21 protein-coding genes are annotated in these 19,991 nt (G+C 36.1%); 9 read left to right on the plus strand and 12 right to left on the minus strand.

What is annotated here, in order from left to right; translation table 11 throughout:
* Positions 1–33: 33 nt before the first annotated feature.
* The gene (locus GOQ17_RS10735) at positions 34–930 is read right to left on the minus strand and encodes an EamA family transporter (protein WP_159637380.1); all 897 of its coding nucleotides are present in this window, start codon (positions 928–930) and stop codon (positions 34–36) included.
* An 82-nt stretch (positions 931–1,012) separates the two neighbouring features.
* On the opposite strand from GOQ17_RS10735, the gene GOQ17_RS10740 reads away from it, so the two are divergent.
* Positions 1,013–1,567, plus strand: a complete 555-nt coding sequence (locus tag GOQ17_RS10740) for a C40 family peptidase (RefSeq protein WP_159637381.1) — start codon at positions 1,013–1,015, stop codon at positions 1,565–1,567.
* 193 nt (positions 1,568–1,760) lie between these two features.
* Positions 1,761–2,177, plus strand: a complete 417-nt coding sequence (locus tag GOQ17_RS10745; protein WP_159637383.1) for a hypothetical protein — start codon at positions 1,761–1,763, stop codon at positions 2,175–2,177.
* Positions 2,178–2,240: 63 nt separating this feature from the next.
* Here GOQ17_RS10745 and GOQ17_RS10750 read toward each other — a convergent pair whose 3' ends face one another.
* From GOQ17_RS10750 to GOQ17_RS10765, 4 genes are all read right to left on the minus strand, one after another.
* The gene (locus GOQ17_RS10750) at positions 2,241–3,617 is read right to left on the minus strand and encodes a nucleoside permease (RefSeq protein WP_159637384.1); all 1,377 of its coding nucleotides are present in this window, start codon (positions 3,615–3,617) and stop codon (positions 2,241–2,243) included.
* 9 nt (positions 3,618–3,626) lie between these two features.
* Entirely contained in the window at positions 3,627–4,256 is a 630-nt protein-coding gene (locus GOQ17_RS10755; RefSeq protein WP_159637385.1) for a bifunctional nuclease family protein, read from the minus strand.
* 102 nt (positions 4,257–4,358) lie between these two features.
* Positions 4,359–5,333: an electron transfer flavoprotein subunit alpha/FixB family protein gene (locus GOQ17_RS10760; protein ID WP_159637386.1), complete on the minus strand. Its 975-nt coding sequence runs from the start codon at positions 5,331–5,333 to the stop codon at positions 4,359–4,361.
* 21 nt (positions 5,334–5,354) lie between these two features.
* Positions 5,355–6,095 (minus strand): electron transfer flavoprotein subunit beta/FixA family protein, encoded by a 741-nt coding sequence (locus tag GOQ17_RS10765; RefSeq protein ID WP_159637387.1) that lies wholly within the window; start codon positions 6,093–6,095, stop codon positions 5,355–5,357.
* A gap of 140 nt (positions 6,096–6,235) precedes the next feature.
* On the opposite strand from GOQ17_RS10765, the gene GOQ17_RS10770 reads away from it, so the two are divergent.
* Together GOQ17_RS10770 and GOQ17_RS10775 are read left to right on the plus strand one after the other, a co-directional pair.
* Positions 6,236–6,568 carry a tetratricopeptide repeat protein gene (locus tag GOQ17_RS10770; RefSeq protein ID WP_159637388.1) on the plus strand — a complete coding sequence of 111 codons (333 nt, stop codon included), beginning with the start codon at positions 6,236–6,238 and terminating at the stop codon, positions 6,566–6,568.
* A 61-nt stretch (positions 6,569–6,629) separates the two neighbouring features.
* Complete coding sequence (locus GOQ17_RS10775; RefSeq protein WP_159637390.1) at positions 6,630–7,046, plus strand: copper resistance protein NlpE; 417 nt, start codon at positions 6,630–6,632, stop codon at positions 7,044–7,046.
* Positions 7,047–7,081: 35 nt separating this feature from the next.
* On the opposite strand, the gene GOQ17_RS10780 is transcribed toward GOQ17_RS10775, so the two are convergent.
* Genes GOQ17_RS10780 through rsmI form a run of 4 tightly spaced genes read right to left on the minus strand, consistent with a single transcriptional unit; the run spans position 7,082 to position 11,328 of the window.
* Positions 7,082–8,215, minus strand: a complete 1,134-nt coding sequence (locus GOQ17_RS10780) for a cysteine desulfurase family protein (protein ID WP_159637391.1) — start codon at positions 8,213–8,215, stop codon at positions 7,082–7,084.
* 35 nt (positions 8,216–8,250) lie between these two features.
* Positions 8,251–9,861, minus strand: coding sequence for an apolipoprotein N-acyltransferase (gene lnt, locus GOQ17_RS10785; RefSeq protein WP_159637392.1), 1,611 nt, complete (start codon positions 9,859–9,861; stop codon positions 8,251–8,253).
* A 6-nt stretch (positions 9,862–9,867) separates the two neighbouring features.
* Positions 9,868–10,635 carry a PH domain-containing protein gene (locus GOQ17_RS10790; protein WP_159637393.1) on the minus strand — a complete coding sequence of 256 codons (768 nt, stop codon included), beginning with the start codon at positions 10,633–10,635 and terminating at the stop codon, positions 9,868–9,870.
* 27 nt (positions 10,636–10,662) lie between these two features.
* Positions 10,663–11,328 carry a 16S rRNA (cytidine(1402)-2'-O)-methyltransferase gene (gene rsmI / locus GOQ17_RS10795; RefSeq protein WP_159637394.1) on the minus strand — a complete coding sequence of 222 codons (666 nt, stop codon included), beginning with the start codon at positions 11,326–11,328 and terminating at the stop codon, positions 10,663–10,665.
* A gap of 225 nt (positions 11,329–11,553) precedes the next feature.
* Between rsmI and GOQ17_RS10800 the strand changes: the two genes are divergently transcribed.
* Positions 11,554–12,054 (plus strand): peptidase associated/transthyretin-like domain-containing protein, encoded by a 501-nt coding sequence (locus tag GOQ17_RS10800; RefSeq protein ID WP_159637396.1) that lies wholly within the window; start codon positions 11,554–11,556, stop codon positions 12,052–12,054.
* 116 nt (positions 12,055–12,170) lie between these two features.
* On the plus strand, positions 12,171–13,442 hold the full coding sequence (gene serS, locus GOQ17_RS10805; protein ID WP_159637397.1) for a serine--tRNA ligase: 1,272 nt from the start codon (positions 12,171–12,173) through the stop codon (positions 13,440–13,442).
* 90 nt (positions 13,443–13,532) lie between these two features.
* Here serS and GOQ17_RS10810 read toward each other — a convergent pair whose 3' ends face one another.
* The 3 genes from GOQ17_RS10810 to aspS all read right to left on the minus strand — a co-directional run bounded on the left by GOQ17_RS10810 (position 13,533) and on the right by aspS (position 17,767).
* A complete protein-coding gene (locus tag GOQ17_RS10810; protein ID WP_159637398.1) occupies positions 13,533–14,924 on the minus strand; it encodes a LutB/LldF family L-lactate oxidation iron-sulfur protein in 1,392 nt (463 codons plus the stop codon).
* Between the two features lie 112 nt (positions 14,925–15,036).
* Positions 15,037–15,882 (minus strand): CPBP family intramembrane glutamic endopeptidase, encoded by an 846-nt coding sequence (locus GOQ17_RS10815; RefSeq protein ID WP_159637399.1) that lies wholly within the window; start codon positions 15,880–15,882, stop codon positions 15,037–15,039.
* A 130-nt stretch (positions 15,883–16,012) separates the two neighbouring features.
* A complete protein-coding gene (aspS, locus tag GOQ17_RS10820) occupies positions 16,013–17,767 on the minus strand; it encodes an aspartate--tRNA ligase (RefSeq protein ID WP_159637400.1) in 1,755 nt (584 codons plus the stop codon).
* A 408-nt stretch (positions 17,768–18,175) separates the two neighbouring features.
* Between aspS and mraZ the strand changes: the two genes are divergently transcribed.
* The 3 genes from mraZ to GOQ17_RS10835 are packed head-to-tail and all read left to right on the plus strand — an operon-like array spanning position 18,176 to position 19,977.
* Entirely contained in the window at positions 18,176–18,649 is a 474-nt protein-coding gene (gene mraZ / locus GOQ17_RS10825) for a division/cell wall cluster transcriptional repressor MraZ (RefSeq protein ID WP_159637401.1), read from the plus strand.
* Positions 18,642–19,559 (plus strand): 16S rRNA (cytosine(1402)-N(4))-methyltransferase RsmH, encoded by a 918-nt coding sequence (gene rsmH / locus GOQ17_RS10830; RefSeq protein ID WP_159637403.1) that lies wholly within the window; start codon positions 18,642–18,644, stop codon positions 19,557–19,559. The genes mraZ and rsmH overlap by 8 nt, the downstream gene beginning before the upstream one ends.
* Positions 19,560–19,569: 10 nt before the next feature.
* Complete coding sequence (locus tag GOQ17_RS10835) at positions 19,570–19,977, plus strand: FtsL-like putative cell division protein (RefSeq protein ID WP_159637404.1); 408 nt, start codon at positions 19,570–19,572, stop codon at positions 19,975–19,977.
* The last annotated feature ends 14 nt before the right edge of the window (positions 19,978–19,991 follow it).

Raw genomic sequence — 19,991 nt, forward strand, 5'->3', positions numbered from 1 at the left:
TCCTCAACCACATGAGGTATGGTACTTTCTTTATTAAAGTCTATTATCTTTCTTCTTATAATTTGTCCATACAACTACAGAAAGAATAAATCCTACACCTAGCCATTGCAATAATGAAACATTTTCATGTAATACATAGTAGGACATAGCAACAGCTACCGGCAACTCTACAGCACTTAAGATAGAACCTAAAGCCAAATCAATTTTGGGCATACCATAAGCAAATAGAAAAGGAGGTAATACCGTTCCAAATAAAGCCAATAATATTCCATATTGATAAATTTGTGCATCAACGTTAATCGATAGTAAGGAAACTGGTTGCAACAATAGAAATATAAAAATAAAAGCTCCGGATACCATCAAAGCACTTTTTTGCACTGGAGGGTAATCATTCCCGACTTTACCATTGACCATAAGAAAAATGGAATAGGCTAATGCTGCGAATAAACCATAAGCAATTCCAATGGGAGAAATTTCCTGAATTGTAGATTCTAATGCGCCGGTTGCAAATAACGTTGCAATCAAAATTAATATAATACCAATAAAATGTTTTTTAGTAGGCTTTTGTTTAAAAAATAAGTAATTAATCAATGCGCCAATCCAAATAAATTGCATCAACAAGACAATAGCGACGGAGGCGGGAACAAGTTCCACACATTTATAGTAAAGGACACTTACGATTCCAGTAGAAATTCCAGCAATTCCTATTTTCCAAAAAGGAGTTTTACGTTGGTATTTTGAAAAGTCAACTTTGCAAATTTTCATGATGATGAAAATTATCCACAAAATCAGCATTCCCAACATCGCCTGAACTCCTGTAACTTCACCCAAAGAAAAACCTGCAGCATAGGCTTTTTTTACAAAAGTAGATAATATACCAAAACTTGCTGCCCCAATAAAGACAGCAATAGCGCCTTGAAATTGTTTCATGCTCCAAAAGTAGCTAACTATTGTGGATAAAAATAATTAGTTGATTCACAGTCTATGAGTAGTTTTGTTATTTTAGATGAATATGATGAGGCAATTACAATTTTTTATTGTTCCGATATGTTTTTTATTTATTCTAGGTTCTTGCGGAGCTAAAAGAAAATCTTCGGTAACGGGACCAAGTAAAACTACAGTAGAAAGACCATCATCTGGCAAAAGAGCTGATGTAAAGCAATATTATGCGGATCTGTTAGGCACCAATCCAAAAGAATTGAACGTTTTGCTTTATGAGTTTGTTGATGAATGGATGGGAAGTCCGCATCGGATGGGGGGGCAGACCAAATCAGGTATAGATTGTTCAGGTTTTGTAGGGGTGATTTATCAACAGGTCTATGGTAAAAATTTGCCTCGAAGCTCGCGCGATATGGCAGATGTGATTAAAAGAAAATATGATAATCAACTGAAAGAAGGGGATTTAGTGTTCTTCTCCTTTGGTGGAAAAGTGATTGACCATGTCGGAATTTACTTACACAATGACAAATTTGTACATGTATCTACTAAGCAAGGAGTGGTCATATCCAACTTAAAAGATCCTTGGTATTATAAATATTTTACACGCTGCGGTACCCCACAATTATAATATCCGTTTGTAGAAGTAATACAAATGTCAATTGTAAGCACTTAATCTGCGAATACATCAATAGTGAAGACAATTTGTGTATTTTTGCGAGCATATTATAATTAATGTCATGACTAGTAAATCAAAAAGAATCTTTTTAGCCATTTGTATTATTGTTCCATTTTTTATCTATTGTTGGGTTTATTACTCTTCGATGGTAAAAAATGCACCTTATCGATTTGCAGATTTCGAATCTATCGAATTGACTTATGGTACGCCAGGTGAAATGTTGAATAAATATGATTCTAAAACTGCTATTTATCAATTTTTGACAAAGGATGATAAAGTACTGGAAGATACAGTGAAATTTAGAAAGGATGATTTATTGTATTTGCATCGTAAGGCGATGGAATTAGGTTTTTGGAATGTGGATGACGATATGACTACTCCAAGAGCAAATGCGGAAGAAGGTAAAAATGTTCCTCGTTATATTTTAAAATATACATATAAAGAAAAGTCTAAGGAAGTTGTTTTAGATGCGGATTATGCTGGAACTCAAAAAATGAAAGACGCGGCAAAATCAACTATAGATGCGGTAATCACGATGATCGCAGAAGCACAAGCAAGATAATTTTAAATAAGGAAATTTTAATATAATATAAAAGGGGAAATCAGTTGATTTCCCCTTTCGCGTTTAATGCGTTATATTATCCACTTCTTGTGGATTGTGTTTGTGTTTGAATAGTATTGCAAAAGCTATTACTATCAATAATGTATAACCAGCAAAAGCAAGCCAGATATTATGCCAATCTTTCAAATAAAGAACTTCACTGAAAAAACCATTTTCGATTGATATACCTTTGCTGCTAATGAATTCTAAGAACTTATAATTGTCAACTGTAGTTTCTAATCGGGTAGCTAGATCATTCACATTGTTAAATCCTTGTGTGAAATATTTATCAATCAGCCAGCCCGAAGCTACCGAACCAAATACCGCGCCGAAACCGTTGGTCATCATCATAAACAAACCTTGAGCTGATGATCTGATTTTCGAATCCGTAGAACTTTCGACAAATAATGAACCTGATATATTGAAGAAATCAAATGCTAATCCATAGACGATACAAGATAAAATAATCATCCACAATCCATCAGATGGGTTGCCAAAGGCGAATAGTCCAAAACGAAGCACCCAAGCAATCATCGCAAATAACATTACATTACGTATACCAAATCTCTTCAAAAAGAATGGGATAGCTAAGATGAATAATGTTTCAGAGATTTGAGAGATAGACATGATTATGGTTGAGCCTTCAACGACAAGCGAGCTTGCATATTTCGGATAGAAAGCAAACTCACTCAAAAATACATCTCCGTAGGCATTAGTCAATTGCAAAGCTGCTCCCAAAAACATGGAAAAAATAAAGAATAAGGCCATTTTGTAATTAGCGAACAACTTGAATGCTTCCAAACCCAACAATTCAGTCCATTTAGAATTCTCTTTGATCAATCGTTGTGGTGGACATTTAGGAATCATAAAAATGGAATATAAAGCAAGGGTGATTGATCCAGCTGCTGCGATATAAAACTGTAATTCTGTTGCTTTATTACCTGAAAGGTTCGTTATCCACATCGCTGCTATAAACCCAACAGTTCCCCACACGCGGATAGGAGGAAAAGCTTTAATCAAATCATATTTTGCCGATGTCAATGAACTATAAGCTATCGAATTGGACAAAGCTAGCGTGGGCATATAACAACACATTGCTGCAAGAATTACGGTAAAGAAAGTGTTTGGGTTATCTACTTGGGCGAGGTAAATCAAACATATGGCGTAAAGAAAATGCAATAGCGAATATAATTTTTCCGCATTGACCCATCGGTCAGCTATTATTCCAATTAGCGTCGGCATAAAAAGTGAAGCGATTCCCATTGTCGCGAATATTGCTCCAAATTGAGTTCCATCCCAATTTTTTGTGCCGAACCAGTAGTTAGCTATTGTAATTAACCACGCTCCCCATACAAAGAACTGCAGGAAGTTCATAATGGTGAGTCTTAATTTGATAGACATAATATTATTTTATGATTTTCTTTTTTCCATTTCGTCACGAATTTTAGCCGCAACTTCGTATTGCTCGTTGGCAATTGCTTTTTCAAGTGTTTTTTCAAGTTGTTCCATCGTCAGCGAGGCGTATGGAGATACCTCTTTTGGCTGTTGGAATTCTTGTTTTGAAGGAGTAGGAGTAACTTTGTCTGAAGTGCTAGCAGAACTCATGTTTTCTAAAAAAGCGAAGTCATTACTTTCTATGACAATACCTGCAGCAGACATGATGAAATCGTATGTGTATATAGGACATTCAAATCGAACTGCTAGTGCTACTGCATCCGAGGTGCGGGCATCAATTTCATGAGTTTGACTACCTAAGCTACAAATTAATTTGGCGAAGAAAATTCCATCGACAAGATTATAAATCAACACCTCATCAATAGTAATTTCAAAAGTATCGGCAAAAGATTTGAAAAGGTCATGAGTCAGCGGACGACTAGGTGTCATCTTTTCGATTTCGACTGCAATTGCCTGTGCTTCGAAGCTACCAATGATAATGGGAAGACGTCTATTGCCGTTAATCTCGCCCAAGACAAGTGCGTATGCTCCCGATTGTGTCTGGCTGTATGACAAGCCTACGATATCTAACTTAAGTTTCTTCATCCGAACGCCTTCAATGATACAAAGATGTGAATATTAATGTCAAAAAAAAAGTAGTACGTATGTTTTTTGTACGTACTACCTTAATTATAGATATGATTTTGTTTAGTTCGCTTTATATGATTTTAACGCTTCTATCAATTTTGGAACTACAACGAAAGCGTCACCTACAATTCCATAATCTGCAACTTTGAAAAATGGTGCTTCAGGATCTTTGTTTATCACGACAATTGTCTTCGATGAGCTGACTCCTGCCAGGTGCTGAATAGCTCCAGAAATACCAATAGCGATATATAAATTTGGACTTACGACAATACCTGTTTGTCCGACGTGCTCCGAATGTGGACGCCAACCTGCGTCTGATACGGGCTTAGAACAAGCAGTCGCAGCACCCAAAACTTCTGCTAGTTCTTCTATCATAGCCCAATTTTCGGGCCCTTTCATACCGCGACCTCCGGACACCACGATTTCTGCTTCGGGTAATGATATTTTATCTGTAGCTCGAACAATGTCTTTTACAATAGTACCAAAATCTGAAGATTCTGTTGGCGCATTGAAATTTTCTATACTTGCAGTTCCGCCAATTTCTTTTACACCATATCCATTTGGATTGATAGTAATTACTTTGATTGCTGAATCAACACTTACAGATGCAATTGCCTTATTAGAAAAGGCAGTTTTTTGCACTTCGAATGTTTCACCATTGATTGTAGGTAATGAGGTAGCTCCAGAAACTAATCCTGCTGACAATTTTGTCGCAATCCGTGGCGCTAGTCCTTTTACACTAAACGTATTGGATAATACGACCACAGTAGCTTGATGTTGTTTGGCAGCAGCGGCGATTATAGCTGCGTAAGCTTGATTTACAAAAGTTTTTAAATTATCATTTGATACATGCAATACTTTTGAGATGCCATAATTGCCCAATTTTGTCAATTCATCTGTTGCAATATCTCCAATTGCTATTGCTATCACATCGGTTCCTAATTGTGTTGCAATATCTTTTCCATAGGTTGCTACTTCAAAAGCTGACTTTTTAAATTGACCTTCTGTATTTTCTATATATACTAAAACTGACATAATACTTTCCTTTAATCTAGATTAGATGACTTTAGCTTCACTATGTAATAAATTAACGAGTTCGTTGATGTTGTTTTCATCAATCAATTTCACATTTCCACGAGCTGCTGGTGTAGTATATTTAGTAAATTTCGTTAATGGTTTTACATCTACTGGTTCTACCACATCAAGCGGCTTTGACCTTGCAGCCATAATGCCACGCATATTTGGAATTTTAGGTTCAGCTACTCCCTCAGCAGTTCCTATCACAAGTGGTAGTGTAGCTGATATCACTTCTTTGCCACCTTCGATTTCACGTTCGATATTCACTTGGTTTCCATCTATTGAAATGCTTTTTGCGATAGATACAGATGGTAAACTTAGTAATTCCGCTACCATGGCACCTACTTGAGCGCCATTATAATCAATAGATTCGCGACCTGTTAATATCAAATCAAAACTGTTCTTTTTTGCGTAATCTGCGATCTGATTAGCTACAAACCACGCATCAGCAGGAATGGCATTGATACGTACAGCATTATCAGCACCGATTGCTAACGCTTTGCGAATTGTAGCTTCGGTCGTAGCTTCACCGACTGTTATAACGGTAACAGAGCCATTCTCCCCTCCATTTGTTAATTCTATTGCTTTTGCCAAAGCAATTTCGTCATATGGATTGATTATATATTGAATTCCTGCTGTATTGAATTCGGAATCATTATTGGTAAATGTGATTTTTGATGTCGTGTCTGGAACATTACTTATACACACTAATATTTTCATATTTTGTACGGTTTTAATTAATGATTATCACTTAAGTTTACTTATCAAATATAGTCAAATATTTTTTAATTATTATGTTGGCATAGTAAATTTATTTTTTGAGATCTCATATTTGTTCAACAATACTTTATTTTTGTAAAATGAATCGAATCGAGCAGTTAAAAGAATTTTTGAAGGAAAGTCCACAGGATCCATTTTTGCATTATGCCTTGACAATGGAATATATGAAAGGCGATGATAATGTCAAAATCTTAGAATCTTTTGAAAATATGTTGTCTAGATTTCCTGATTATGTAGGAACTTATTATCATTTTGGTAAGTTCTTAGAAAAATTGGATGATCATTCAAGGGCCGAACAAATATATAAGGATGGAATACTCATTGCTAACAAAGTACGAAATCATCACGCTAAAAGTGAATTAATGGGTGCTTTAAGCCTGTTGCTTGGCATGGATGAAGATGATGATTGTTAAATTTTAAGAAAAAAAATTAACATCCAATGTTTTGGTATTCTTTTTGAATATAAAAAATACTATGCGTTGGTCTTTATACATATCATTAATCATAATATCAGCATTCGCAATATTTAGTTGTGTAAATAATCAAAAGACTGTAGTCGGGAAGGAGAATAGTGTAAATATGGAAAGTCTATCCGCAAATTTGGCTGGTATTTATAGTGGTAATTTACCTTGTGTCGATTGTGATGCAATTAGTACCGTATTAGAACTTCATAACGACAAATCATATGTTTTGCGTTATAGCTATGAAGGTAAATCCAGCGACCAATTTGTGAAAGAAGGTTCTTGGTCTATTGATAGGAATGTCTTGAGTTTAGAAGGTGTCGATTATAAATACAAAATTAATAATGAAAATTTAGTACAACTAGATTTGACAGGAAATGATATTAAAGGTGATCTGGCTGAGAAATATCAATTAGAAAGAATAAATTAAAAAATGCGGTTTTTAAACCGCATTTTTTATGTCTTTTAATTATGTTCACAAATCTCTTTTAGTTTTGCGACTACTTTATCAATTTCTTCTTTCGTGTTTTGTTTGCTAAAAGAAAATCGTACAGAAGGTCTGTCCGAATCCGTATTTATACTTCTCAATACATGTGAGCCGATTTCAGAACCAGAGCTACAAGCACTACCGCCAGAAGCAGATATACCTGCTATATCCAGATTAAATAAAAGCATATCACTCATGTCTGTACATGGTAAAGAAACATTCAGTACAGTATACAAAGATTGTGTAGGTTCTATATTACCATTAAACTCAACAGAAGGAATCGCTTTTCTCAGTTCCTCAATCATATAACTTTTCAATCCTTGGATGTAACTTTGGTGCTCTTCCATATCACGGTATGCGATTTCTAATGCTTTCGCAAGGCCAACAATACCATAGACATTTTCAGTACCACCACGCATATTGCGTTCTTGTGCACCTCCAAATATTAATGGTCTAATTTTGTTATTCGCGTTAATATATAAAAAACCAACTCCTTTTGGGCCGTGAAACTTATGTCCAGCACCAGTTATGAAGTCAATCTTTAATTCAGATAAATTGTGTGGGTAGTGTCCCATTGTCTGCACAGTATCCGAATGGAATATTGCATTATATTGTTGACAAAGTTCTGAAACTCTTTTTATGTCAGTCAAATTTCCAATTTCATTATTTGCATGCATCAACGATACCAAAGAACGTGGATTTTTAGCTAATAACTCTTCTAACTGAACAAGGTCAACATTTCCTCCCTTATCCACTTGTAATAAATCCAAATGAATCTTCCCATTTTTGGCTAATTCTTCCAATGTGTGTAATACAGCATGGTGCTCTAATGGAGAAGTGATAGCCTGTGTAATTCCATAAGCTTCTATAGAACGAACAATAGCCATATTATCTGCTTCTGTTCCCCCTGAAGTGAAAAATATTTCTGCCGGTGAGGCATGCAAAAGATTTGCAATAGTTTTTCTCGCTTTTTCTACAATAGTTTTCGCTTGACGACCGTGCGAATGAATAGAGGAAGGGTTTCCGAATTCATTTTGCATAGTTGCTACCATTACATCAATTACTTCTGAATCTAAAGGTGTGGTAGCTGCGTTATCTAAATAAATGTGCATCTTGCAAAATTAGGTATTTGTGAAATGTTTTCGAATTATTTTCTGTATTTCGAAATAATTAACAGGAGAATTGACAATAAGCTGCCCAATAATCCAAAATATACAATCAAATCTCCATTTTTAGTATAAAACGTGGTTTGATCGTTCAAGTTAATTTCTTGTGTTAATGCCGCTGGTACCCACCATGATGTGTTTTGGATAATATCGCCTTTTTGATTTATAAAACCTGAAATTCCAGTGTTAGCAGAACGGGCTACCCAACGTCTATTTTCTATAGCACGCAATTTTGCATAGGCCATATGTTGGTCCTTTCCGGATGTATTTTTCCACCATCCGTCGTTGGTCATCACGGCAATAAATTGCGCTCCTTTCTGTACATATTCTGCGACATAATCACCCCAGATGGATTCATAACAAATAGTTGGAGCTGCGCCAATACCACTTTGAGAATATAAAACTTTTGGTTCAGCGTCTTTACCATATCCGCCCGTAGTACCGCCAAAATGCTCAAACAACGGCGTCATAAATGCTAAGAAATCACCAAATGGCAATTGCTCAACACCTGGAACTAATTTTGATTTATGGTAATATTGTAAGATACTAGAGCCATCTATTAATGTCGAACCGTTAAAGCTATCAACATAACTCGCGCCAAATGGACGTGCAGTATTCGTTTGTTTATCTTGGTAAATTCTGTAACTCTCAATTCCTGACAATACATTTCCATTGTGATATTGCCCTAGAAAATCTACAATTCGAGTATAAGAAGGATATTGTCTAAAGTCCTCTTCATTAATTCCTCCGCGTTCGGAAATAGCCGTTTCTGGCCAAATGAAAAACTCGGTATTGGGTTTCGCAACACTTTTGGAAAGTTTGATTAAATTCTCTAATTGCTCCGAAGGAGAAATCGAGCCAAATTTCTGATAAGGGTCTATATTCGGCTGTACGACCACTATTTCGGAAGGATTAATAGGTTCTTCGTAAGTGTTGTATTGAATAACAGAAATTATAATAGGTAGCGTAAATGTAGCTATTCCTAATGATAGAATAATTTTCTGCGAATAGGCTTGGACTTTGTGTTTGTACTGCCAATAGAATAGAAAAGCTAAAATATTAACTACCCAAATCCATAATGTACCACCATAAACTCCCGTTACGCTATACCATTGAATGATTTGATGGAAATTGGCAAAACCATTTCCTAAGGTCATCCACGGGAATGCCAAATCCCAAGTTTGGTGTAAATATTCATAACCAATCCACAGTGATACTAAACCTACAAATGAGATAATGACAGATTGCTTTTTACGAAGTTCATAATATATGCGTAAGACTGTCGCCATTAATAACGGGGCAAGTCCAAATGGAATTAAGGATATCAAAAGCGATACCCAAGTGGGTAATACCGCATTCAAGGAATTAAAAACCCAATAAATGGATGCTGTATTCCATACAAATCCGGTTAGGAAAGAAGTCCAAAATATCTTTGTTCCTTTTTTCTGATAATCGCTTCGAATAATATTTTCAACAGCGATTAATAGAGGAACGAATCCTACCAAAAGAAGTAAACTGCTGTAAGGAATTGGGGGCCATCCTAACCAAAGAATAAAGGCACTTAAAAGTGCCAATAAATAATTTTGTTTCACGTGATATTATAATTGTGATAAAATTTCTGCTTTTTTATTGTCGTATTCCGCTTGAGAAATCAGCTGTTTATCATAGAGATTTTTCAGTTTCTTCAATTTCAATGTCAATTCATCTTCTACCTCATCTACAACAGGTGTTGGGGGGATTGGAGTCGGTGTTGGTGGTTGATGTTGTGGAGCCACTGGAACAACTGGAGCGACATACGTATGGTCTTGCTGAACAAAATTTTGCTCTTCGATTTCTTCCTCTTGTATTTCTTCAATTATAGGAGTTGGAATAGATTGAGCACGCTCACCATACATTTCATTGATGGTTGTTGTTGGCTTTGCGAATGTAGGTTTTACCTCTTCCGCGATAGGTTTTGTCTCTACCTTTGACGGATTTGATTTTATTTCCTCCAACACTTCTTTTATCAGTTGATACAACCTGCGTGCTTGTGTTTTTGGAATATAATCTATACTTAGGTTTTCACCGGTAAAAGGTATAACAGTAACTTTGGAGCCGAAAATCTCTTCTTTGAAAGCGATATCTTTGATGTCTTTCCAATCGAATATTTCGAAATTCGTTGCTAAACCTAATTTGGTAAATTCACACAAAAAAATACGTTTATTACTAATCGCAATACTATCGGGTAATAATGTGACAGCAGGTTTTTTTTGCAATGCAATATAACTCACGATTTCGTCTTGATTCAACATTGTCGAAATCTTCGCATAAATTTTCTCGATTACTTTCGGGTCTTGACCGTCTTGTACAAATTTATCTAAGCTCATAGTTAAGTGATAAATTAAATTGTTCTATTATTCAGCGCCAGCTACACAAAATACAAATTCTCCTTTAATAGGATTGTTTTCAAAATGTAATTTTAGTTCAGCCAAGGTGCCACGCACATTTTCTTCGTACAATTTACTCAATTCTCTGGAAATAGAAGCTTGTCTTTCTTCGCCAAAATATTCCATGAATTCTTCGATTGTTTTTAATATACGATGTGGAGATTCGTAAAAAATCATCGTTCTTTTCTCTTCAGCTAGTTGTTTCATGCGCGTTTGACGACCTTTTTTGACCGGAAGAAATCCTTCAAAACAAAATCTATCATTTGGTAAACCCGAATTAACCAAAGCTGGAACGAAAGCAGTTGCGCCCGGCAGACATTGAACTTCTAAGCCCTCTTTAATGGCTTCACGAACTAAGAGAAACCCAGGGTCTGATATTGCAGGTGTTCCTGCATCGGAGATCAAAGAAATAGTTTGTCCTTCCTTCAAAAATTTGATGATTTCAGAGACTGCTTTATGTTCATTATGTTGGTGATGCGCAAAGACTTTTTTCTCAATACCAAAATGCTTGAGCATCGGCGCACTTGTGCGTGTATCTTCCGCCAAAATCAAATCTGATTCTTTCAAAATACGTATCGCACGGAAAGTCATATCTTCCAAATTGCCAATAGGCGTAGGGACTAAATATAGCATACATCAAAGGTACGTAATATAAGATAGTTGCAAAACGATGTGATGAAAAAAGACTTAAACAGGGCGTTTAAGTCCTTAAGAAAGCTGTAATGGAAAAGTTTATTCTTATGTATATAACTATAACGGAGACATGTTTATACTGCTACAATGTTTTATTGATTTTTATTGTTTTTTAATGAAGATATATTTATTTTTGAGAAATTTAAGCCTATTTATTAATCGTATATGAAACATATTATTAAAAGTTTGGCATTAGCTGGTGTACTTATGTTTAGCAGTTGTGCTTCTATAGTAAGTAAGAGTAATTGGCCTATTTCAATCAATAGTAATCCCACAGATGCTAGAATTGTTATAACAGATGACAAAGGGTTAGAAGTTTATTCTGGAATTTCACCGGCATCATTAAAGCTAAAGTCGGGGAATGGTTTCTTTAAAAAGGCTACATATCAAATAAAATTTGAAAAGGATGGTTTTGAGACAAAGAAAATAACAATTAATTCTAAATTAAATGGTTGGTATTTTGGAAATTTACTTATCGGAGGCGTAATAGGTATGTTAATCGTGGATCCAGCTACTGGTGCAATGTATAAAATTGAAGATGATCTTATTAATGAAAATTTAGTAAATAAAGTTAGTTCAGGAAATAATAACGCTCACAGATTAATGATTAAGGATATTAACAACCTTAGTGAAAAAGATAAGGAGAACTTAGTCAGAGTAAATTAATAAATAATCCTTCGAAAAGTCTCTATATAACTAGAGACTTTTTTATTTCTACATAGAACAATGGCGGTGATTTCAATCGCAGTTTCTTATCTTTGTGCGCATAAACTCAAAATAATATGTTGCAGTTAAATTATATCCGAGAAAACAGGGATGCGGTTATTGAAAGATTAGCCGTTAAGAATTTTAAAGATGTAGCGATGGTTGATGAAATCATTAGCTTGGATGAACAACGCCGCAAGATTCAGAATGAGTCCGACGCGTTAGCTGCCGAAGCAAATTCGTCTGCTAAGCAAATTGGTGATTTGATGCGTCAAGGTAAGAAAGAAGAAGCAGAAGCTATCAAAGCAAAATCGTCCGGATATAAAGAGCAACAAAAACAATTCTTAGATAAATTGGCTGAAGTAGAATCTGCATTGCAGGATAAGATTGTACAATTGCCTAATTTGCCACATACTTCAGTTCCACTAGGGGTTTCTGCTGAGGATAATGAGGTGGTGTTGACACATGGCGAGGTTCCAACTTTGGCGGATAGCAAATTGCCACATTGGGAATTGTTGACAAAATATGATATAGTTGATTTAGAATTAGGTGTAAAAGTAACAGGAGCTGGTTTCCCAGTATATAAAGGAAAAGGCGCACGTCTTCAACGAGCGTTAATCAATTTCTTCTTAGATCAAGCTGCAGAAGCAGGTTATAGTGAAGTGCAAGTGCCAATTATGGTTAATGAAGCTTCAGCTTTTGCAACTGGACAGTTGCCAGATAAAGAAGGACAAATGTATCATGTTACGAATGATGATTTGTATTTGATTCCTACGGCGGAAGTACCGGTTACTAACTTGTACCGTGATGTGATTGTGAAAGAAGAACAATTCCCAATCAGACATTGTGCCTATACGCCATGTTTCCGTCGTGAAGCAGGTTCTTATGGTGCGCACGTACGTGGTTTGAACCGTTTACACCAATTTGATAAAGTAGAAGCGGTACAAATTGTACATCCAGACAAATCATACGAAGTATTAGAAGAAATGAGCCAATACGTACAAGGTCTTTTGCAAAAATTAGAATTACCTTACCGTGTGTTGCGTCTTTGTGGTGGTGATATGAGTTTCACTTCGGCATTGACTTACGATATGGAGGTATATTCGGCTGCACAAGAGCGTTGGTTAGAAGTGTCTTCTGTTTCAAATTTCGAAACATTCCAGTCTAATCGTTTGAAAGTTCGTTTCAAAAATGCGGAAGGCAAAATGCAATTAGCACATACGTTAAATGGTTCGGCTTTGGCTTTACCAAGAATTGTTGCTTCTATTTTAGAAAATAATCAATCAGAAAAGGGAATTAAGATTCCGGCTGTATTGGTGCCTTATACCGGTTTTGAATATATTGACTAAGTTCAATCATAACTAATAATTGATAATTGTTAATTGACAATTATCAATTATTAGATTTCTCCTGTCGTTGAAATGACAAGCCATTGCCTTTTACTTATCCTTATTCTTTTGTTGCTCTTTCCATTGTTTGGAGAAAGATTTATCAGGGAATTCTGGTAATTCTCTGTTTTCTCCCCAAGCTTTTTTGAAGAAATTGCGCATAAAAAAGTTTTTCATTTTACCACCAAAGAAATCAATCCACTTGCGTTTCTTGACAGCAAAAGTAAAGCCTTTCCACATGCGTTGTTCAGAAGTTGGAGCTAGGTTTTCTTGAACAGAATCTCTTCGGTTCAATAACAACATTTTTTGTATATCAATGCCTACAGGACATACTTCTGTACATTTTCCACATAAACTAGACGCGTAGGAAAGGTGCTTGAATTCTTTCATTCCATTGAGATGTGGAGAAATCAACGAGCCAATAGGTCCTTGATACGTGGTTTCGTAGGTGTGTCCACCAATATTTTGGTAAATAGGGCAGACGTTCAAACAAGCGCCACAGCGGATACAGTATAAGCCTTGACGTTGGTCTTTCTTTTCTAAGACATTTGTGCGAGCATTGTTTAAAAGGACGACATACATTTCTTCTGGGCCATCAGTTTCGCTTTCTTGTCTAGGACCATTCAATAACGTATTATACACAGTAAGATTTTGACCTGTTCCATGTGAAGCCAATAAGGGCCAAAACAAATCCAAATCCATCATGCTAGGAATAACCTTTTCAATACCGACTACTGCAATATGAACTTTTGGGAATGTGGTAGTTAATCGGGCATTGCCCTCATTTTCGGTAATAGCAATACTTCCAGTATCTGCTACCAAAAAATTCGCACCTGAAATTCCAATTTCTGCTGTTATATATTTTTCACGCAACAATTCGCGCGCTTTCATCGTCAATTGCTCTGCCGTAGCATCCAACGGTGTGTCAAATCTTTCGTGGAATAGTTTGGCTATTTCTTCCAAACTGAGGTGCATGGCAGGTGTTACGAAGTGATAGGGTTTATGGTCGAGTAACTGAATGATGTATTCTCCTAAGTCACTTTCAATTGGCTCGATGCCTTTTTTCTCCAAGAAATGATTGAGTTCAATTTCTTCAGTAGCCATAGATTTGGACTTGATAACTGATTTGGCATTATGCTTTTCAAATATCTTCCAAATTTCCTGTCTGGCTTCCTCAGCATCATTTGCCCAAATTACTTTCCCTCCTTTAGCTGTAAAGTTTGCTTCAAAATCAACAAGGTACTTATCTAAGTTTTCGATTGTTCTCCATTTTATAAGATTCGCTTTCTTTTTAGAATTTTCTAAATCGAAAAACTTACTTTTTCCCTTTTCGAACGACAAATTGTACTTATCAATATTGTTGCTAATGATTTCGCGGTGACGAAGGTCGAAGGATTTGGCTGAACTCTCTTCTATAAACTTATTTGCTATATTTTGCGCCATGCTGACTTTCCTAATTCTCTTACAAAAGTAAAAGTTGACAAGTAATCTGCCAACTTTTTAAATATAGACTAATTATTTGAAAAATTAATTAGCTTTAGTTTAGATTTAGGCTTTATATATTCTGTTTAGTGTATGTTATTTTACTTTTTATTCTCAACTTTCTTAAATATAAACCTACACCAAGGTATAGTGTGGTTGTGATAATTCCCGAAATGGGAGATATTAAGATTTCTTTGCCTGCATTAATTGTAATGTGATTATCAATTATTAAATGATTGATTACAGAATCTTCTATCGTATGAAGAATTACGACGGGCCAAATAGATTGGGTAAGACGGTATATTTCAACAAACATTACAGCCCAACAAATCATAGATAATATTGCAACTAGAGTAAAACTAAATCGGTCAGTAGAAAGAATTTGAGTAATCAAATTCTCTGGAAGAAAATATAAATAATAGGGAATATGCCATGCTCCCCACACTGAACCGACAATTAAATAAAGCCAAAAATCACTTGTTTTTTCTTCAATCAGTTTGCTGGTTAAATATCCGCGCCAAACTGATTCTTCAAAAGTATTTTTAATAAAATTCGGAATGAGCGATACGAGAAAACCTTGTGTATAGCTGTCAGCTCGAAAGTCATTGAGGCTCATCCAACCTATTGTTGTTCCTATAAATATAACGGTAGCTGTCACCAATGGATAAATTAATAGGGAGGCGATATACCATTTTATATTATTATCCCAATTGATTGAAATGTTCATCTTTCTCCAACCATCTCCGGTAAATGTTCGAAGTAGTATTACTGCAATAAGTGGTAATACCAGCCAGATTCCCATCCCTAATGATTCCGCTTCAGATGTTGGTTCGATATAGCTATCAACTAATATTCCAATCCATCCGCTTGTAAGTGCAACGATAATGAAGATTATAATATTGATGTTTGATTTGGTCATATGATAATTGCAAATTTTTAAATATATCCATTTTATCTGTTCTAATTCTAAATAGAAAATTTTTAAACAAAAAAGAATAGGCGTATTCAGTTTAATGAATACGCCTATAAATTATGGAAATAAATTATTCTTATGCTTTCAATGCCAAAGCCAAACTTAACTCTTCTAACTGAGCTTGGTCTACTGGCGCTGGTGCGTCAATCATCACATCACGACCCGAATTGTTTTTAGGGAATGCGATAAAGTCACGAATAGTTTCTTGACCACCTAGAATTGCAACCAAACGGTCTAAACCGAACGCCAAACCACCATGTGGAGGAGCGCCATATTGGAAAGCATTCATTAAGAAGCCAAATTGCTCTTGGGCTTGCTCTGGTGTAAATCCTAAATGCTTAAACATTAAGGCTTGCATTTCTTTATCATGAATACGGATAGAACCACCTCCGATTTCATTTCCATTCAATACCAAGTCATACGCATTAGCACGAACTTTTCCTGGGTCTGTGTCCAATAAGTGCATGTCTTCAGGTTTTGGAGAAGTAAATGGGTGGTGCATTGCGTGGTAACGCTCAGTTTCTTCATCCCACTCCAATAACGGGAAGTCTACAACCCATAGTGGAGAAAATTCTTCTGGTTTACGTAAACCCATTCGGTTGCCTAATTCCATACGTAAAGCCGAAAGTTGTGCTCTTGTTTTGTTTGCAGGACCTGATAATACCAAAATCAAATCGCCTTCTTTTGCTCCTGTTGCTTCAGCCCATTTTGCTAAGTCAGCTTGGTCGTAGAATTTATCTACTGATGATTTGTATTGACCGCTTGCTTCACATTTCACGTAAACCATACCCGAAGCGCCAACTTGAGGACGTTTTACCCAATCAATTAAAGCGTCGATTTCTTTACGTGTGTATGAAGCTGCTCCAGGTACAGCAATACCAACAACTAATTCTGCAGAATTGAATACTCCAAATTCTTTGTGTTGTGCAATTGCATTCAATTCACCGAACTTCATCCCGAAACGAATATCTGGTTTGTCGTTTCCGTAGGTACGCATAGCCTCATCAAAAGTCATGCGTGGGAATTTTTGGATATCGATATTATGGATTTTCTTTAATAGGTGACGTGTTAATCCTTCGAATACGTTCAAGATGTCTTCTTGCTCGATGAAGGACATTTCACAGTCGATTTGAGTAAACTCTGGTTGACGGTCAGCACGTAAATCCTCGTCACGGAAACATTTAACAATCTGGAAATAACGGTCCATGCCTGCTACCATCAACAATTGTTTGAATGTCTGTGGTGATTGTGGCAACGCGTAAAATTGTCCTGGATTCATGCGTGAAGGCACCACAAAATCACGTGCACCTTCTGGTGTAGACTTGATCAAATATGGTGTTTCTACTTCGCAGAAATCAAGGTTTGAAAGATAGTTACGAACTTCTTGTGCAACCTTATGGCGGAACAATAAGCTGTTTTTAACAGGATTACGACGGATGTCCAAATAGCGGTATTTCATACGTATATCCTCGCCACCATCAGTCTCGTCTTCAATTGTGAATGGAGGAAGTTGAGCTTCGTTTAGAATTGTTAGTTCAGAAACCAAAACTTCTATTTCGCCTGTCGGAATATTGTTGTTTTTTGATTCACGTTCTATTACTGTACCTTTTACTTGAATAACGAATTCGCGGCCTAGAGATTTTGCTAATTGCATCACGCGAGCTTCCGTGCGTGCTTCATCAAAGATTAGTTGCGTGATTCCGTATCTATCACGTAAATCTACCCAAATCATGAATCCTTTGTCACGCGATTTTTGTACCCAACCAGCTAGAGTTACTTCTTTATTTACATCAGCGATTCGAAGTTCGCCGCAGTTTTGACTTCTATACATATTAATTAAATAGTAGAAAATATATCCTGCAAAATTATTGGTTTTGTAGGAGAATAACGAATGCTATAATACAAATAAAAAAGGCTTCATATTATCCATCATTAAGTCTCAATTAAAGGTTGGATTTTACTACCACTTTGTCCCACTTTTTTCAAAAAACCTGCAAAATCACTTATATTTTTAGTTGAAAATTTATGTTTTGTGGCTAAAAAATGACAGAAAATAATGCTTGTGTCAACATGTTGATTATCAATAAAAACCTCGCTTAAAATCTATTTTATGCATAATTTTTAGTCTAGTTATTATAGTAATTAAGGGTGTGGAAAACTTTTTTGTGGGGGATTGTGGGAGTATGTGGGAGAAAGTGTATACTTTTACATTAAATTTGATTAGCGATATAGACTACGAATGAATTTTTTAATCGGAGAATACGAATGCAAGCTGGACGCCAAAGGAAGAATGGTAGTTCCTGCAGCGCTCAAACGTCAGTTGCCTGATGTGGAGCGTGAAGGGCTTGTGGTGAATCGTGGCTTCGATGGAAACTTGGTGATTTATACGCGAGCAGAATGGAATAAAATTTTATCTCAATTATCGAGATTAAATCAATTTCAAGCAAAAAATCGTGATTTCGTCAGAAAATTCACCAGTGGTGCTACGGAATTGACCTTAGATTCTGCTGGTCGTGTGTTGTTGCCAAAGAATTTGTTGGATTATGCACAGGTGGGTTCGGAGTTGGTGTTGGTGTGTAACCTAAGCAAAGTAGAATTGTGGTCTAAGGCTAAACATGAAGAGAGAATGAATGCTATTTCTGAAGAAGATTTCTCGGATTTGGCAGAATCAGTAATGGGAGATTTTGATTTAGAAGGAGGTTTTAATGTCTAGTGAACAAGTGTATCATGTGCCTGTGATGCTCCATGAATGTATGGATGCGTTGGATATTAAGCCGGATGGCGTGTATGTGGATGTTACTTTTGGAGGTGGTGGTCACTCTCGTGAGATTCTAAAAAGATTGGGTCCGAATGGAAAATTAATAGCATTCGACCAAGATCCTGATGCTATAAATAATGCTATTGATGATGCGCGTTTCGTCTTGATTCATCAAAACTTTCGCTTTTTGAAAAATTATTTGCGTTTAGAAGGTGTGAAAGAAGTGGATGGGATTTTGGGCGATTTGGGTGTGTCGTCACATCAGTTTGATGACGCTGAGCGTGGATTTTCTATTCGTTTTGATGCGGATTTGGATATGCGTATGGATCAAGTTTCGGATTTGGATGCGCGCAAAGTCTTGAATACGTATTCGGAAGAAGATTTACATCGCATTTTTGGTATGTATGGTGAGGTTCAAAATGCCAAGTCATTAGCAAAAACTATTGTAACAGCGCGACTAACAAAAGAAATTAATACGGTTGCGGAATTAAAAGAGGTGATAAAAAAGTTAGTTCCGAAAGGAAAAGAACATAAATATCACGCTCAGGTATTTCAAGCGTTGCGTATTGAAGTGAATAAAGAGTTGGAAGCTTTGCAAGAATTTTTGATGCAAAGCATTTCGGTTTTAAAAGAGAATGGTCGTTTGGTCATCATGTCTTACCATTCTTTAGAAGATAGATTGGTCAAAAATTTCATGTTGAAGGGGAAGTTTAGAGGTGAGGTTGAAAAGGATTTTTTTGGAAATGAAATAAAGCCATTTCGTGTAATATCACGAAAAGCTATAACGGCTTCTGAAGAAGAATTGCAATTAAACAATCGATCGCGAAGTGCAAAATTGCGCGTAGCGGAAAAGATAACTAATTAGTACAGCAGGTATGTCGAGAAGGAATACATTGCGCAACCAAGAGCTGAGCGAAGATGTTCAGGAGGAAATTTCCGAATCGGTAGAAGAAAAAGTTGAGGTGACTCAAAGTTTTCTTCGTGATTTATTTTCTCCGTCAAGATTGTCAACCTATTTGGTTACAAAGAATCTTCCATTTATTGCTTTTTTATTGTTTTTGGCGCTGTTGTATATATCGAATCGACATTTAGCAGAACGTACAGTGAGGCAAATAGACCGTTTGGGTCGTGAAGTGAAAGAATTGAGTTGGGATTATAAGTCTTTGTCTGCGGAGTTAATGAAATTGACAACTCAATCAGAGATAGCAAAACGAGCGGATACATTGGGGTTGAAGGAGCGTACGGAGCCACCAATTAAACTTGAGGTTTTGAAAGAAAAATAGAGAATAGTATTTCG

This window comes from Sphingobacterium composti (assembly GCF_009829075.1).
In the GTDB taxonomy this organism is placed as follows: domain Bacteria; phylum Bacteroidota; class Bacteroidia; order Sphingobacteriales; family Sphingobacteriaceae; genus Sphingobacterium; species Sphingobacterium composti.

What these genes read in the sequence shown, in the direction of transcription:
- GOQ17_RS10735 (WP_159637380.1), bottom strand. Translation starts at nt 930, where the DNA reads ATGAAACAATTTCAAGGCGCTATTGCTGTCTTTATTGGGGCAGCAAGT.
- GOQ17_RS10740 (WP_159637381.1), top strand. Translation starts at nt 1,013, where the DNA reads ATGATGAGGCAATTACAATTTTTTATTGTTCCGATATGTTTTTTATTT.
- GOQ17_RS10745 (WP_159637383.1), top strand. Translation starts at nt 1,761, where the DNA reads ATGGTAAAAAATGCACCTTATCGATTTGCAGATTTCGAATCTATCGAA.
- GOQ17_RS10750 (WP_159637384.1), bottom strand. Translation starts at nt 3,617, where the DNA reads ATGTCTATCAAATTAAGACTCACCATTATGAACTTCCTGCAGTTCTTT.
- GOQ17_RS10755 (WP_159637385.1), bottom strand. Translation starts at nt 4,256, where the DNA reads ATGAAGAAACTTAAGTTAGATATCGTAGGCTTGTCATACAGCCAGACA.
- GOQ17_RS10760 (WP_159637386.1), bottom strand. Translation starts at nt 5,333, where the DNA reads ATGTCAGTTTTAGTATATATAGAAAATACAGAAGGTCAATTTAAAAAG.
- GOQ17_RS10765 (WP_159637387.1), bottom strand. Translation starts at nt 6,095, where the DNA reads ATGAAAATATTAGTGTGTATAAGTAATGTTCCAGACACGACATCAAAA.
- GOQ17_RS10770 (WP_159637388.1), top strand. Translation starts at nt 6,236, where the DNA reads ATGAATCGAATCGAGCAGTTAAAAGAATTTTTGAAGGAAAGTCCACAG.
- GOQ17_RS10775 (WP_159637390.1), top strand. Translation starts at nt 6,630, where the DNA reads ATGCGTTGGTCTTTATACATATCATTAATCATAATATCAGCATTCGCA.
- GOQ17_RS10780 (WP_159637391.1), bottom strand. Translation starts at nt 8,215, where the DNA reads ATGCACATTTATTTAGATAACGCAGCTACCACACCTTTAGATTCAGAA.
- GOQ17_RS10790 (WP_159637393.1), bottom strand. Translation starts at nt 10,635, where the DNA reads ATGAGCTTAGATAAATTTGTACAAGACGGTCAAGACCCGAAAGTAATC.
- rsmI (WP_159637394.1), bottom strand. Translation starts at nt 11,328, where the DNA reads ATGCTATATTTAGTCCCTACGCCTATTGGCAATTTGGAAGATATGACT.
- GOQ17_RS10800 (WP_159637396.1), top strand. Translation starts at nt 11,554, where the DNA reads ATGAAACATATTATTAAAAGTTTGGCATTAGCTGGTGTACTTATGTTT.
- serS (WP_159637397.1), top strand. Translation starts at nt 12,171, where the DNA reads ATGTTGCAGTTAAATTATATCCGAGAAAACAGGGATGCGGTTATTGAA.
- GOQ17_RS10810 (WP_159637398.1), bottom strand. Translation starts at nt 14,924, where the DNA reads ATGGCGCAAAATATAGCAAATAAGTTTATAGAAGAGAGTTCAGCCAAA.
- GOQ17_RS10815 (WP_159637399.1), bottom strand. Translation starts at nt 15,882, where the DNA reads ATGACCAAATCAAACATCAATATTATAATCTTCATTATCGTTGCACTT.
- aspS (WP_159637400.1), bottom strand. Translation starts at nt 17,767, where the DNA reads ATGTATAGAAGTCAAAACTGCGGCGAACTTCGAATCGCTGATGTAAAT.
- mraZ (WP_159637401.1), top strand. Translation starts at nt 18,176, where the DNA reads ATGAATTTTTTAATCGGAGAATACGAATGCAAGCTGGACGCCAAAGGA.
- rsmH (WP_159637403.1), top strand. Translation starts at nt 18,642, where the DNA reads ATGTCTAGTGAACAAGTGTATCATGTGCCTGTGATGCTCCATGAATGT.
- GOQ17_RS10835 (WP_159637404.1), top strand. Translation starts at nt 19,570, where the DNA reads ATGTCGAGAAGGAATACATTGCGCAACCAAGAGCTGAGCGAAGATGTT.